The sequence below is a fragment of the Ferrigenium straubiae genome (assembly GCF_051257895.1).
GTDB lineage: Bacteria > Pseudomonadota > Gammaproteobacteria > Burkholderiales > Gallionellaceae > Gallionella > Gallionella straubiae.
The window spans coordinates 894,411-907,416 of record NZ_CP194331.1 but is presented as its reverse complement, the minus strand read 5'-3'; the positions used below and the strand labels follow the sequence as shown (position 1 = coordinate 907,416).

At 63.3% G+C, this 13,006-nt stretch carries 17 protein-coding genes; all 17 read right to left on the bottom strand.

The window, feature by feature from the left end; translation table 11 throughout:
• Positions 1-2: 2 nt before the first annotated feature.
• Positions 3-317, bottom strand: a complete 315-nt coding sequence (locus tag ACRRNM_RS04215) for a hypothetical protein (protein ID WP_435626991.1) — start codon at positions 315-317, stop codon at positions 3-5.
• Between the two features lie 2 nt (positions 318-319).
• Complete coding sequence (locus tag ACRRNM_RS04210; RefSeq protein ID WP_435626990.1) at positions 320-1,372, bottom strand: baseplate J/gp47 family protein; 1,053 nt, start codon at positions 1,370-1,372, stop codon at positions 320-322.
• A 62-nt stretch (positions 1,373-1,434) separates the two neighbouring features.
• The gene (locus ACRRNM_RS04205) at positions 1,435-1,833 is read right to left on the bottom strand and encodes a phage GP46 family protein (protein WP_435626989.1); all 399 of its coding nucleotides are present in this window, start codon (positions 1,831-1,833) and stop codon (positions 1,435-1,437) included.
• Positions 1,833-2,348, bottom strand: a complete 516-nt coding sequence (locus ACRRNM_RS04200) for a phage baseplate assembly protein domain-containing protein (protein WP_435626988.1) — start codon at positions 2,346-2,348, stop codon at positions 1,833-1,835. The genes ACRRNM_RS04205 and ACRRNM_RS04200 overlap by 1 nt, the downstream gene beginning before the upstream one ends.
• Positions 2,345-3,358, bottom strand: coding sequence for a phage baseplate assembly protein (locus ACRRNM_RS04195; RefSeq protein ID WP_435626987.1), 1,014 nt, complete (start codon positions 3,356-3,358; stop codon positions 2,345-2,347). Before ACRRNM_RS04195 ends, ACRRNM_RS04200 begins: the two co-directional genes overlap by 4 nt.
• Positions 3,351-4,535: a DNA circularization N-terminal domain-containing protein gene (locus tag ACRRNM_RS04190; RefSeq protein ID WP_435626986.1), complete on the bottom strand. Its 1,185-nt coding sequence runs from the start codon at positions 4,533-4,535 to the stop codon at positions 3,351-3,353. The genes ACRRNM_RS04195 and ACRRNM_RS04190 overlap by 8 nt, the downstream gene beginning before the upstream one ends.
• Entirely contained in the window at positions 4,532-6,619 is a 2,088-nt protein-coding gene (locus tag ACRRNM_RS04185; RefSeq protein WP_435626985.1) for a phage tail tape measure protein, read from the bottom strand. Before ACRRNM_RS04185 ends, ACRRNM_RS04190 begins: the two co-directional genes overlap by 4 nt.
• A 90-nt stretch (positions 6,620-6,709) precedes the next feature.
• Entirely contained in the window at positions 6,710-7,018 is a 309-nt protein-coding gene (locus tag ACRRNM_RS04180) for a Gp49 family protein (protein ID WP_435626984.1), read from the bottom strand.
• 18 nt (positions 7,019-7,036) lie between these two features.
• Positions 7,037-7,165 (bottom strand): hypothetical protein, encoded by a 129-nt coding sequence (locus ACRRNM_RS04175; protein WP_435626983.1) that lies wholly within the window; start codon positions 7,163-7,165, stop codon positions 7,037-7,039.
• The gene (locus ACRRNM_RS04170) at positions 7,162-7,491 is read right to left on the bottom strand and encodes a phage tail assembly protein (RefSeq protein ID WP_435626982.1); all 330 of its coding nucleotides are present in this window, start codon (positions 7,489-7,491) and stop codon (positions 7,162-7,164) included. The genes ACRRNM_RS04175 and ACRRNM_RS04170 overlap by 4 nt, the downstream gene beginning before the upstream one ends.
• Positions 7,492-7,498: 7 nt before the next feature.
• Positions 7,499-7,861 carry a phage tail tube protein gene (locus ACRRNM_RS04165; protein ID WP_435626981.1) on the bottom strand — a complete coding sequence of 121 codons (363 nt, stop codon included), beginning with the start codon at positions 7,859-7,861 and terminating at the stop codon, positions 7,499-7,501.
• A 75-nt stretch (positions 7,862-7,936) separates the two neighbouring features.
• Positions 7,937-9,397 (bottom strand): hypothetical protein, encoded by a 1,461-nt coding sequence (locus ACRRNM_RS04160; RefSeq protein ID WP_435626980.1) that lies wholly within the window; start codon positions 9,395-9,397, stop codon positions 7,937-7,939.
• Positions 9,394-9,876, bottom strand: a complete 483-nt coding sequence (locus ACRRNM_RS04155) for a phage tail terminator protein (RefSeq protein WP_435626979.1) — start codon at positions 9,874-9,876, stop codon at positions 9,394-9,396. The genes ACRRNM_RS04160 and ACRRNM_RS04155 overlap by 4 nt, the downstream gene beginning before the upstream one ends.
• Entirely contained in the window at positions 9,876-10,367 is a 492-nt protein-coding gene (locus ACRRNM_RS04150) for a phage protein Gp36 family protein (protein ID WP_435626978.1), read from the bottom strand. The genes ACRRNM_RS04155 and ACRRNM_RS04150 overlap by 1 nt, the downstream gene beginning before the upstream one ends.
• A gap of 116 nt (positions 10,368-10,483) precedes the next feature.
• Entirely contained in the window at positions 10,484-10,888 is a 405-nt protein-coding gene (locus ACRRNM_RS04145; RefSeq protein WP_435626977.1) for a hypothetical protein, read from the bottom strand.
• Between the two features lie 87 nt (positions 10,889-10,975).
• Entirely contained in the window at positions 10,976-11,896 is a 921-nt protein-coding gene (locus tag ACRRNM_RS04140; RefSeq protein WP_435626976.1) for a Mu-like prophage major head subunit gpT family protein, read from the bottom strand.
• Between the two features lie 27 nt (positions 11,897-11,923).
• On the bottom strand, positions 11,924-12,946 hold the full coding sequence (locus ACRRNM_RS04135; RefSeq protein WP_435626975.1) for a phage protease: 1,023 nt from the start codon (positions 12,944-12,946) through the stop codon (positions 11,924-11,926).
• Positions 12,947-13,006: the final 60 nt, after the last annotated feature.

Genomic DNA, 13,006 nt, shown 5'->3' with positions numbered 1-13,006 from the left:
CTTCAGAGCCGCTGTCCGGCCTTGCTTCCTGCCGTAAACGGCTTGCGCGGCATGGTCTCGGCCACGCCTGCAATCGCCTCATTGGCCACGCGGCGGTATTCGTCGATGTGCCAGTTTGTGTACTTCGGCCTATGCGCATCAATGGCCGCGTCGAGCGCGGCCTGCGCGCCTTCCCCGATGCGTTCCAGCTCCGCGCCCATCCCCTTCAACAGCGTGTCGCCGAAGCCGCCTTGCGGCCATTTGAAGGCCGCGCCTGGCTGCAGCAGCGCGCCCTGGGCGGCGGCATAATTTGAGGCGGTATAAATAGGCAGCTTCATGGCTATATCCAGTTCACCGGCTGCAGCACCGGAACTTCGTATGCCAGCCAGGTGATGCTGCCGGACTCGTCGAGCGCGTACTGCGTGGTGATGACGGCGATCACCGCATCCACCTCGGCCCAGAGCAGTTGCAGGGATTCGTCGCTGGTGCCGCCCTTGGTCAGCACGAGGTTATTGAGTGTCGCCTGGATTGCCGCACGGTTCTCGGCGGTATCTACGGCGGGCAGCAGGTGGATGGTCAGCGTGACTGGGTGCACCGACGGCGCGGCAACGCTCCAGTCCGCGTTTGCGGGCGCAATGGCCGCGAACTTGACCGCAACGGCATCGAGCACGGCCTGCGTCGGCAGGCGGTCGGCCAGCCCGTTGCAGACCGGGCGCACCAGCACCGTGCCCATGCCCAGGGTGTGCAGTTGCACCAGCGCGCCGGTCACGGACTGGTGGGCGCTGCGCGCCCAGAAACGATAATCGTCCGGCCTGCCGGAGCGCGCTCCGCTCGATACCACCGTCGCCCATTCCTCGACCACGCGGGCGCGCCATGAGTTCACCGCCTCGTCTTCCGCACCGCCGGTGATGCCGCCCGCGCCGACGGTCAGCGTGCTGCCGCAGCCAGGCACCGGGTCAACCAGCGTCAATGTCTGTCCGGAGACAAGGTTCCCGGCGCTGCCCGCCGTGGTGCAGCGGATGGACACGGCGGTATCGCCCGCACCCAGCGCCACGGCGGACAGCACAACGTAATCCAGGCCGTTCAACCCGCGCAGCAAGGTGTCGGCCAGCAACTGCGTACCGGCCACGCCGCTGGCCAGCGCCGCGCCCTCGGCCTTGCTTGCCGTCAGGCGATCTACCTCGTAGAGGGCGGCCCAATCGTAGAGCCGCTCCAGTTCGCAGGTCAGCGGGGAATTTTGCAGGCTGATCCAGTCTAGGTGCCCGTGCATGCCGTTGACCGTGCGCGCCCACATCGCGGAGAGCTGGAGACGCAGCACCGCAGGCAGCGCGGCCAGATCGCTTTCGACGCGCGTCAGCAGCGCAAGATAGGCGGGGCGGTTATACGGGATCACGAAACCCTCTCCCTAACCCTCTCCCGCAAGCGGGCGAGGGGACGAACGTAAAAATAAATTTTTCACAACGGCACTTTCACGGTGAAGTTACGGCCATTGTGCCGCCCCGTTACCTGGAGCAATACGCTGGAAACGTTTCCCGCCGAATCGGCCTGCTCGGTCACCTGAACACCGGCCAGCCCGTGGCTGGTCAATGCGTTTTCGATCATCGCCAGCGTCTCGCGCCGAGCCGCGCTGCCAAGCGGCTGGCGGCGCACATGCCACAGGCCGCTTCCCGCCTCCGGGTCTGCCCACCAGCCGCGCCGCTCGTAGCGGTCGGAAACGCGCTCTGGCGGAGCCTCCGAATCGGAGAACAGCACCGCGTAGACCAGCGTCGCCACGGCCGCGTCCTCGTCGGCCAGCGCCGGATCGTCGAATGCCAGGTCAAATACACCGTTGTCGATCTGCACCAGTTTCAGCATCAGTTCACCCCTAAAGTGTTTGCGCCGGTCTCAGCGTGGGTGTGCGTGTCGCCGACGTTCTTGCCGTTGTTCTTCATCGCGCCGGTGATGTCCGCGCCGCCCAGCACCGTCAGCTTGCCGCCGATCTTCGCGTCTCCGCTGGTCTCGAATAGCGGCGTTTGCGCAATCACCTTGGTCGCCGCCTTGACCTCGATCACGCCGCCGCGCTTGATGTGGACATGGTTGCCCTCGTCGTCATGCAGCGCCGTCTCGCCCTCCTGCAAGTCCATCTGGTAGCGCTTGTCGCCGATGATCAGGCACAGGCCGTGCGAGCGGTCTCCGGCCGGAAACACCATGTACGCCTGAAAGCCCTTGCGCGGCGGGCGGTAGCTGAATCCGTAAGGCTCGACGCGGCGCACGTTCTGCGGCACGTCGTCGCCATCGAGCACCGTCACCTGGACCTTGTCGCGGGTGGTCATCACCCCCACACCCTGGGCGACGATCAGTTGCAGGCGGCTCCACATCTGCCGGATCATTTCCTTGCTCCCGCGCTGCGCTTGGTTTTCTTGTTCGGCGGCTCGCCCAGGAACGCGTTGCGGTGCATCACCTGCAGCATGGCCACCGTGCCCGACTTGTCGTCCTGGATGAACTCGCGGTCGCCGATCAGGAACACGCCGTCGATGCCCTCCTGCGGGATCACCACGCGCACCTGCTTGTTGAGCGGCCAGAGGCCGGATTCATGCCGCCAGCCGTACACCTCCAACTGGATCGCATGCGCCCGCGCCAGCCTGCGGCTGCGCTCCAGTTCCGCGCGCCGGGTGCAACTGCCCGTGCTGTGGCCGTGGCGGTCGGACACGATGTGCATCGGGCGAAAAAAGCCGATGCCGTCATCCTTGACCGCGCCTTTCAGCGCCGCGCCGCCCTCGTAGTCGAAGCTCTTGACCACGTACTCCGAGAACCGCATGTCGTAGTCGTCCACGATCTCGTAGCTTTTTATGTGCACGCCGTACACCAGCGTGGCCACCGGCGCATCGTTCGACGGCGCGGCCAGCACCAGGCCGCCGTCAGGCGTCGGGTAGAGCAGCACATTGGCCGTGCGCGCCGCGTTGATGAGGGCATTGGCCGGAGTCTCGCACTGCATCGAGAATTCCGGCACCACGGCGGTGTCGGCCTCGATCTTCACAGGCACTTTGAACAGGCCGCAAAGGCGCTTCACGATCTCGCCCAGCTTGAGGCCCGACAGCGTCTTCGAGTACTGGCAATCGACCAGCTCGCGCGCCAGCGAACGTGCCTCGAAGCGGATGGCGTGCTCTTCCGCTCCGACCTTGCGGCGAATCTTCCCGGTGCGGGTGGTCGCCACCAGTTCGCCGTCGATCAGCACCCGCACCACGGTGTTTGCATTCAGCCCGAGCGAATCTCCGGAACCCGGCAGGGTCACGCCGAGCTGCACTGCCTGGCACAATTCGTCCACCGAGCCGCGAATGCGCACGTTCTTCCAGAAGCCGTAGCGCTTGCCGTCGAACTGGATTTCCACCAGGTTAGCCACGGACGCGCCCCCTCACGAACAGCGGGTGACGCACCTTGTTGCGCACCAGGAACACCGCCTCGTCCACTTCCATCCGGTGCGCCAGCACCGTAGCCGGGAGCGGGGATACGATGTCGCGTACCTGGGCGGGTTCGAGGTCTTGCGCGAGCAGCGCATCGATCAGCGTCGCGCGGCAATCGAGCGCCGCCTCGAACACCTCGTCGGACATGTCCGGCAGCATCCTGTCCATCGCCTGCAGCACGCTGGCCAGCGCAGCGTCCCGGTCTTCTGCCGAGCGATAGTCGGCCAGCGCGGCCTGCGCCGCACCGGCCAGCATCAGGCGGCGGCGGCAATCGTCCTCACGCCGCAGGTTTACGCGCAAGGCCGGTGAGTCGCCCGCACCGCCCGGCACCGGCGCGGGCAGCTTTGTCATCGACACCAGGCTATCCACCACCTGCGGCAAAGCCGTGTCCGAGACGCCGGAGGACGAATAGCCAGTCGAGGAAGCCGAGTTGCCCGCCGCATCGCCCGAGCCGAGCAGGTTGGAAAAAGACCGCATGGCCGCCGCGTACTGAGCCGGAACAGCCATCAGCGCCGCCGCGTCGCCCTTGATGCCGTCGATCACACCGCGCGCCTGGTTAGCGAGGGTCAGCGGTAAGGTCGCCAGCGAGATCAGGCTGCGCACGCGGTCGAGCTGGCCCTGCACCGAAGCGATCATGCTGGTCATCGAGGCGGCAGACATCGGCTCAAGCGCGAATTTGTCCTGAACGACCTGCTTGAACTTGATGACCCGGTCGATTGCAATATCGACCCTATCCGATATTGGCTGAATGCTTGACCCGCCCGGCACGAAGTGGACGGAGACCGTGCACATGCCGCCGTCCCGGTTGCTTTCGTGGGCCGACCAGTCGCGCACGCGCACCCATATCCGGCCGAGCCACGGGTGCATCAACCATGTCGCGCCAGGCTGATTCAGGATTCCCAGAAAACCATTGCGCTCCAGGTCGTAATCGGGGCCGATGAAATAAGCGTTCAGGTTCCATTCACCGGCCTTTTCGCCGAGGTCTTCCACTGCCGGAACATCGCCGCCCGGATATTCGTGCACCACCAAGCGGCGGCCGCCCTTGGTATCGTGGCTGTCGGTCAGGAACTCGAAACCGCGCAGCTCGGCGCGCACCAGGCGCTCGCGCCAGCTCACGGAGTACTCCACAGGCTGCCGGTGTTCATCTGCACGTTACCCTGACCGGATGTCTGCACCGACTGGCTCTGCAACACCAGGCCGGGGGCGAGGCCTACCGTCAGCTTGGCATCCACGTCCACCGGCTTTTGCTCGGCAGGCTTCAAGGCATCCTTGATGCCCTCGTAGAGCGCACCAATCCCGCCGCCGACCGCTGCGCCGATCCCGGTGCCCAGCACCGGGACAAAGCTGCCGACGGTTGCGCCGATGGCGGCACCGTTGAGCATGCTGGAACCGTAGCGCGAGATCGCCGATTCTTCGCCGAAGGCTTTGTCCAGGGCATAGCCTCCCACCAGCGCGCCGACACCGATTCCACCCGCGCGGGCGGTCTTGCCGACGGTCGGCATGTACTTCGCGGCGGTTCTGGCAATGGCGTTGCCCTTGCCGCCCAGCGCCATCGAAGATAAACCGGCGGCGGTGGCCAGCGCGCCGAGTGCGGCGGTGGCCAGCGTCGTCGCGCCGATCAATACCGGGTGCTTGTTGGCGATGTCGGTGAACATCTCGGCCGCGCGTCCGATGGCCGGGGTAAGGCCGTCCATCGCGCTCTTCTGGGCGGCCTCCTTCGCTTGCGATGCCGCACGCACCTGGAACGAAGAGGTGCCGCTCATCACCTCGTAGTTAACGTCGTTCACGCCGAATTCCTTGCGGTTGCGCGAGATCGCCGCTTCCACGTTGCCGACCACGTCCTTGTTGCGCAGCCCCATCAGCGCGCCGACGGCCTGCATGTCCTGGAAATACTTGCCGATCACGCCGCCCTCGGACAGCGCCTTGATGGATTCGAGTATCCGCGCCTGTTCGCCCTTGTCCTTGGTCTGGTTAAGCTTGGCGATGGCGGCTTGCAGGCGCGGGTCTTTCTCGGCCTCGCTGTCGATGATGTTCTGCCAGGCGCTGACGGCGTCGACGCCCTTCAGGCGCTGGTTCATCATGTACGCGGTCAGGTCGCCGCGTCCGGCCTTCTCGAAGTCGGTGGCGGTATCCCGTGAGGCCAGCTTCGCGAGCAGGTTCTTGACGTTGTTTCCGGCCTCGTCGGTGGTGCCTGCGGTCAGCACGGCGGCCTGATTCATGGCCAGCACTTTCTGCAGGCCGTCCAACCCCATCAGGCCAGCCTTGCCCGCCAGCGGCATCTGCTGGGAAAGCCAGCGCGCCATATCCTTGATCTCGAATCCTCCGGCCTGCCCGGCTGCGGTGACCATGTTCAGCGCGGTCTTCAGCTCGGCGTCGTTCGACACCACTTTTTGGCCGACCAGGACGCTTGCCAGGTTGGCGATCTGCGTCGGGTCTGCGCTGGCCCCGCTGGCGGTCTTCATCACCGTCGGCAGGAACTCAATCGAGCGCTGATAGCCCAGCGTGTTCTTGGCGATCATCGCATCCAGCGCCTCGGCCGCCTGCTCGCGCGTTCCGCCGCCGATGCCGGGCCGCACGGCCTTGTTGATGACAGCTTCCAGCTCCCGCATGCCGATTACGCGCCCGGCGGCGTCACGCTCGGCATAAGCGGTATTCGACATGCTGGCCAGGCGCTCATCGAACGACATCGCCGCCCTGGCCGGGCCGGACAGGGTGTAACCGGCGGCGGCGACACCCGCGCCGACGGCGATGCCGGTGCGGATGCGCGTGTTGATCTTCTCGAACTTCTCCGCTTCCTGCGCAGCGCGCTTCTGCTCGGCGGTCAGCTTGCCCATTTCGTTGGTCAGCCTGGTGATCTTCTCGCGGGTCTTTTCGGCGGCGCGGGCCAGTGCCTCGGAAGACACCGTGCCGGAAGATTCAAGGCGCTTGTAGGCGGCTTCGGTCTGCTGGATTTCGCGCTGGATGGAGCGCTCGGAGCGGACGCCCAGCACTTCGCGCGCATGGGACAGGCGTTCGTAGCTTGAGCGCTGGCGAGAGGTTGATTTCTCGGTTTCTGAGGTCGATTTCTTGGCCGCCTCTTCGGAGGCGGACGAGATTTTCTTCGCCGTCTTTTCCGCCTCGGCGGCGATAGCTTTCAAACCGGCTGTAGAGCCGTCTTTTAAGGTGATTTGAAGCTCGGCGCGGACGGCTGGTTCTGACATGAAAAAAGCTCCGATGGATTTACACCGGAGCTTACGCGCGCGCGGGTGGCGCGGTCAGGCGGGAAATGTTTCCCGCCCGTATGATGGGCCTTACTCTTTCTCGGACAGACGTTCGCGGAGGGCGTAGCCTTCGAGCGCCCAAATCTTGTCGCGGGCGTTGCTTCTGGCGATCTTCCGGCCGATTTCGGCGTCAAAGTTCTCCGGGCTGGCCGCCGCACTCTCGCCGGTCACGGTGAAGCCGTTGCGCAACTTGAGGCAGCACACCGTCAGCGTCGTTCCGGGGAAGACGTGGTAGTCCTCTTCCACGATCACTGCGTCAATCCGCTCAGGCGAGAGACGCGGGGCGTTGAGTCCCTTGGCTTGAATTTCTGCTTCGATGGCTTGTTCGTCTTTGCTCATAGTTGTCTCCATACATGGTTAGTCAAATTTCCGTCCTGACATCGAGGCGGCGATCCCGGCGTACATGAACAGCTTGGGCAGCGGCCAGGACATGACGATGGGTTCGGGCTGGTGCAGGACGTTCATCACCAGCGACGCAGCCGTCACGATTCTTGTGACTTTTTTTCCGCCGCCTCCTGTTCCGGCGTTTTCGGCTTCGGGAACAGTTCTTCGTCGGTCAGCGCTTCGGCCTCGTCGTCCGCCATCATCTTGTCGGCCATCGCCTCGGCCCTGCGATAGTCGGAACCATGCAGGTGCTCGACCACCTGTTCGTCGGTTCCGGTCAGGCTGGCGATCAGCGCGATGCGTTGCGCCACGCCGCCGCGCCGGTCGAAGCTGAGATAGTCCGACGCGATGGGATAATCGCGGAACGTCAGCTCTTCGACGGTCGTTTTACCGAAGGTCAGCGGGTGCTTGAGTTTGAGCTTCGCCATGCCGCACCTACGCGATCTTTTCGGAAGTGTTGGACATGATGGTCAGCTTGCTTTCGCCATCACTCACGCCCACCGGCTCGGTGACGAAAGCGCGGCTCAACAGATGCACGCTGCCGTCGGCCAGGCGCACCGTCACGTCCTCGTCCTTGATGTTGTTCAAGGTCTGCGCGTCGATGCCACCTTGCAGGTTGAGGTTCAGTTCCAGCTTCGCGCCGACGCCGGATTCGGTGTAACCGCCGTCTTCCGGCAAGCGGCCCGGCTTGTGGTCGCGTTTCGTGCCGCTGGGCGTGAAGGTGCCCGGCTTTTCGGCCAGCGGCAGCTTGCCGATGGAAGGCACCGACACGGTGCGGATGTTGTTCAATTGAGCCATGTTTGAATTCCTTTCAAATCAAGTTTAATGACCCTCTCCCCATCCCTCTCCCGCAAGCGGGAGAGGGGGAAGAGGTTAGACCGCCTTGCGGAACTGTCCGACGCCCGCCAGGATGTAGTACGGCGACAACAGCACCGGCTCATCCTTGAAGTTGAAGCGGCTCGGGTTGGTCGGGTGCTGCTCGACTACCAGGTGATCCTTGTAGTAGCCGTATTCCTGCACCCAACCGAATTCCTGCATCAGCGTGTTCTTGTACAGGCTCAGCAGGTAGGCGCGCACATCGTCCACCGTGGTGATGCGCAGGCCGGGGCGATAGCCTTCGTTGCTTTTGGCCGCTGCCGTGCCGGTGAAGCGCTTGATCGCGCCGATGCGCTGCTCGTAGCGGATGCGCTCCATCACTTCGGCGGTGTTGATGTCCAGGAACGCATCGTCGGCGCTACCGTCCGGTCTGAACTGGTACATCGAGATCAGGCGCTTGATGCTGCACGAACCGTCCTTGCCGACCTGCATCACCGACATACCCTTGAACAGCAGGCTGTTGGCGTTCGTCCAATCGTGGTAGCTCACGCCGATCATGCCGGGCAATGAGATGCCTTCCAGCGACTCGACCGGGTTGTTGTAGAGGCGCGGCGCTGCGGCGGCGCAGACGATGGCCGCCGCTTCCCAGGTGCTGGTCGGGTTCAGCTCCAGGCTGAGGTCGGCGATGTGCTCGTAATTCTTGGTCTCGCCGAATGCCGCCGCTGCCGCGTAGTCGCCGCGATGGGACGTGAAGCAGCGGAAGCCTGCCTGGATCGGCGGAAGATAGTGCAGCTTGCTTTCCGCATCCCAGGCGGCGAGCGTGGCAGCATCGTTGATGCCCAGGGCGATGTAGCGATACCAGCGCGGCCCGAGGATGGCAGTCAGGTCGCCAGGAACGGGATCTCCCGCGCCGCCGGACATGGCGGTGGTGGTCAGGGCCAGTCCGGCCGGGATCGGCTCACCGTAAAGCGCCAAACGGATGTCGATATTGTTGCCGCAGGTGCCCTTGTGGCGCGCGGTGAGCGTGACCACGGCCGCAACGGCTGCAGCCGTCACCGGGATATCGGTACCGGCCGCCGTGATCGCGTCAGAAATCGCGGTGGCAACCTGGTCAACCGTCTGGTTGGCGGTGATGGCTACATTAACCACCTTGCCTGCAATGTACAGCGCCAGCACGCCGTTGGAGGACGGCACACCGGTCACGGTAATGGGAGCGGATGCCTGCACACCGGCCACGTTGTCCGCATAGGGCAGCATGTAGATATCAAGTACCTTATCGATGGGTCGATAGCGCTTTGCCATTTGGTGCAACATCGAACCATCACCGGCCTTTTCCTTAGCGTCTTCCGGGCCAGCCAGGCGCACGATCTCGCCCGCCGGGGCGGTGCCGGTCGCCAGCTTATGGCCGACCAGCAGCACGGCCGGAATATCGCCGCCCAGCCCGGCCTGCGAGCCGTCAACTTCGATGTATGCGCCCGGATAGCGCAGCGCCTCCGGGATGTATTTGAACGAGATCATAGGGTGCTACCTCCTGTGTTGGTTAAGCCGCCATAGGCGACGGGGTCGGGTAAATAGTTGGTGATGAGGGCTTCGAAGCTGTATTTGTCAGCCCAGAAAATGTCGCGCTTCGCATACTCGATAACGCGGCCGCCCTCGAACTGGACGGGGCGCACGTCTGCCTCGATCTCCCAGCCGAGCAGCAGCGCCTCAACGGCCTTGCGGTATTGCAACAGCGTTTCATCTGCATCCATGTGCGCATGGATGCGCTCGTTGCTTATGGCGATCACTACATCGAAAGACAGCTTCAGGCGTACCGCGCGCTCTCCGGCGCTCTTTGCGCTTTCCGAAGAACGCACAATCCATGCGGCCGGCAGCGGGAGTGCATCAGGATTGAGGCTGGCATAGTCTGCCGCCCCGGAAACATCACGGAACCACTGCCCGTCAAACCAATCCGGCTTCGCCTTCAACAGCGCGATCAACGGCTTCAGCGAGATCATCACCAATCTCCCGCAGGCTGTTGGCCGCCATACCGGCGCGGCGCGCTTTCCATCAACACCTGATCGGCCGGCAGCGGCGGAACGGCAGGGGCAACCGGCACCAGATTGAGTTCACCGCGAGCGTGCGCCTTGAGCGTAGCTATCGCGCCGTCGTATGCCTTGCTCACGTCGTCGGTCATGCGCTCCGCGCCCTGCAGGAAGTAGAGCGCAATCGTCGAGGTCAGCCTGGCCAGCAACGGCGTCTGCGTACCCGCCGGGATGCCGTAGGAAATCACCAGCTCCTCGGCGTCGCCCAGCGCCTTGTCGATGGCGTCCAGCGCCAGCGTCAGAGATGCCTGCTGCGCCACGGTGTATCCGCTGAGATCGCCGCCCGCAACCGCGACCCGCAGCGCATCGTCCGGCGGCATGTCAACATCGGCGGGAACCGCCAGTTGAGCAAGTCGGCGAGCGTTGCTGCGTGCCAGCAGATCGGCGCGGGTGGCAAAGGTCATAGGACGCCTTTCACGGTTGTCCCCTCTCCCGCAAGCGGGAGAGGGTTAGGGTGAGGGGGCGCGCAGCGCGTAGTCATGGATGCCTCTTATCCGTTCGTTCTGAGCTTGTCGAAGGACTACTGCCCGTCCTGAATTTCAGCCCAGGCCGCATCACGCTCGGCGGCGGTAATTTCCCAGCCGATCACCGCCGAGATGGCGGGAACCTTTGGCATACCGCTGTTCGTCCACAGCGCGGCATCGGCCTTGTCCAGCTTGCCGATGGCGTCCTTGATCGCCGCGATGCGCTCGGCCGGATCGGTCGGAACGACGGGCGCATTGCCCTGGCCGGCATCCTGCTGGCCTGCGGAATAGCCTTCCGGCTCGGTCTCCGATACTTCCAGCATCTGCTCTTCCTTGAGGCGCTTTTCGGTGGCCGCATCGACTTCCACCTTCTGCCATTCCTTGGTGAAGCCAATGCCACAGCGGAAGAACTTCGTCTGACCGCTCTTGGGGTGCACGCGCACATACATGATTGTTGCCATAGTCTTTCTCCTGGTTTGTTGGTTTCTCTTACACAACCCGGAGGCCATCGCCTCCGGGGTAGCGTGCTACGCTCTCTCAGGTGTTACTTAGGCACGCACCCAGGGCGTGACGAACAGTTCGACCTTGTTGTAGTTGATGTTGTCTGCACCGGCCGCATTCTTTTGTGTCTTCAGAATCTGCTCAAATGCGGAACGATTGTTCGGGCCGCAAACCAGCAAGTTCGGGGTGGCACCAATCGGTTTCTCGCCATCGCGATTCACCGTTTCCATTGCCTTGAACGCCGCCTCAAAGTTCTCGACGGTCGCAGCAGCCTTGGAGCCGAACGCCAACTGCCAGAAGCCGAATACGGCCTCGCCGCGCCATCGTCCGCCAACGGGAACAGCGTCGTTGTCGAAAACATAGTCACTGGTCAGGGCGTTCGGTTTGATCCAGAACTGCGCTGGGGAGCGCTCCTGCAGATAGAGTGGCTTTGGGGCACGGTCTGTACACAACAGAATCCATGGCTCGCCTACACCGGCCTGCATGTTGCTGACGGTCGTTGGAACACCGGTGCCATCCTCGTTAGGGTAAACAGGGTGGTCGGTGTCGAAGTAGAACTGGCCGTCGTAGCAAACTTCGGAAAATCCGGCCGCAACCTTGGAAAACACCAACTCGTTATGCAAATCAGTGACTGAGATACCGTGCATTTCCGCGAGACCGGCGTACATCCCCCACTTATCATCTTCGAGTTTTTCCACGGGAATATCGACCGTGTTCTCGAACTTGCGATTTTTGACCTGATAAGCAGTTTCGCTAAACAGCTTGTGCAGGCGCGCACCGACCCACTCGCGGAAAGCGGGGAACTGTGACAGCCATGCATACGTATTGGAATCGCTGTCGCTGGGTATCTGCATAGCGAGCTTCTTCCAGTCTGGTTTTCCTTGCGTAAGACCATTGTTAAACCTGGCGACCAACGCTGTATTGATTGCGTCGAGCTGTGATTGGGTAAGATTGATCAGTGCTCCCATGTTGTTTTCCTCTCTATTAAGTTACGGTTACATGCCTTTTTTTGCCTTCGCAAACGCTTCCGGCGTCAATCCAGCCTTCGCGCAAGCCGCCAGCTCGACCCGGCTCAAGCCGTGGCTGCCGTCGCCAGGCTTACCGTCTCCGACCTGCTTGTTCAGCATCGCGAGCGGGTTGACGGATTCCAGGTATTCGGTCAGATCGGCGAGGCTCTTCTTTTCCGCCCAGCCTTTCAGCGCGGGAGGAATGCGGCCGTCGGCCAGCGCCGCCTTGAGCAGCTCCGCGTGCTTGGCCTTGTCGGCGGCGAGCGCGGCGGAGGCCTTTTCCTGCTCAAAACCGGCAACCTTGCCGGTCAGCTCGGTGTTCTTGCTGGTCAGGTCGGCCACTTGTTTGTTCAGGGTTTCCTTCTCGGCGGTCAGCGCCGCCACCTGTGCGGTTGCTTTGTCGCGCTCGGCGGTGAGCGCCGCCACTTGCTTTTCGTCGGGCATATCAACATCTCCTCTGTTTTGGTTTCCGGGCGGCAGACCCCCGGCGGTCGAAAACTTGCGCGCCAGATCGGCCAGCGCGTCCAGCCCGTCCAGGGCCGGAGTGTTGGTCAGGGCGATGGAAACGATCTCCAGCACCTCGCCGGTTTCTGCGTCGTAAAAAAAGACCGTACTGATGTAGCGATATTTCTTCGCGACGATCTCGGCCCTGGCGTCGTCAGTCCAGGAAATGCCGACGGCATAGAGACCCTTGCCTTCTCGCCACTCGAATGTATTGGGCACCCATCCGGCGGCAGGCGCTTTTTTGCCGTTGTCCCTGGAGCGCAGGGACTGGTGCTCGTAGTCGATCAGCGTGTCGGTCTTCCTTGCCGATGCCAGCGCGATCACGCGCGCCGCGATCTGCGCGTCAAGTTGCCAGGCGGCGCACCCCACCGGACGAACGTCAGTCGAGCGGAACGGGCCGGGCGGCAACAGGTGCGCCTCGGTGGTAATACCGTCCGCGCCGGTAACGAGCTCGTAAGTAAGAGCGGCGAATGAAAGGTTGTGCTGCGGTTGTTTGGTTTGCGGCATGTGCGCTCCTGTGATGGAACGCATCTTCGCGCGCGGCGGGATTTGAAATTAGGCGGGAAA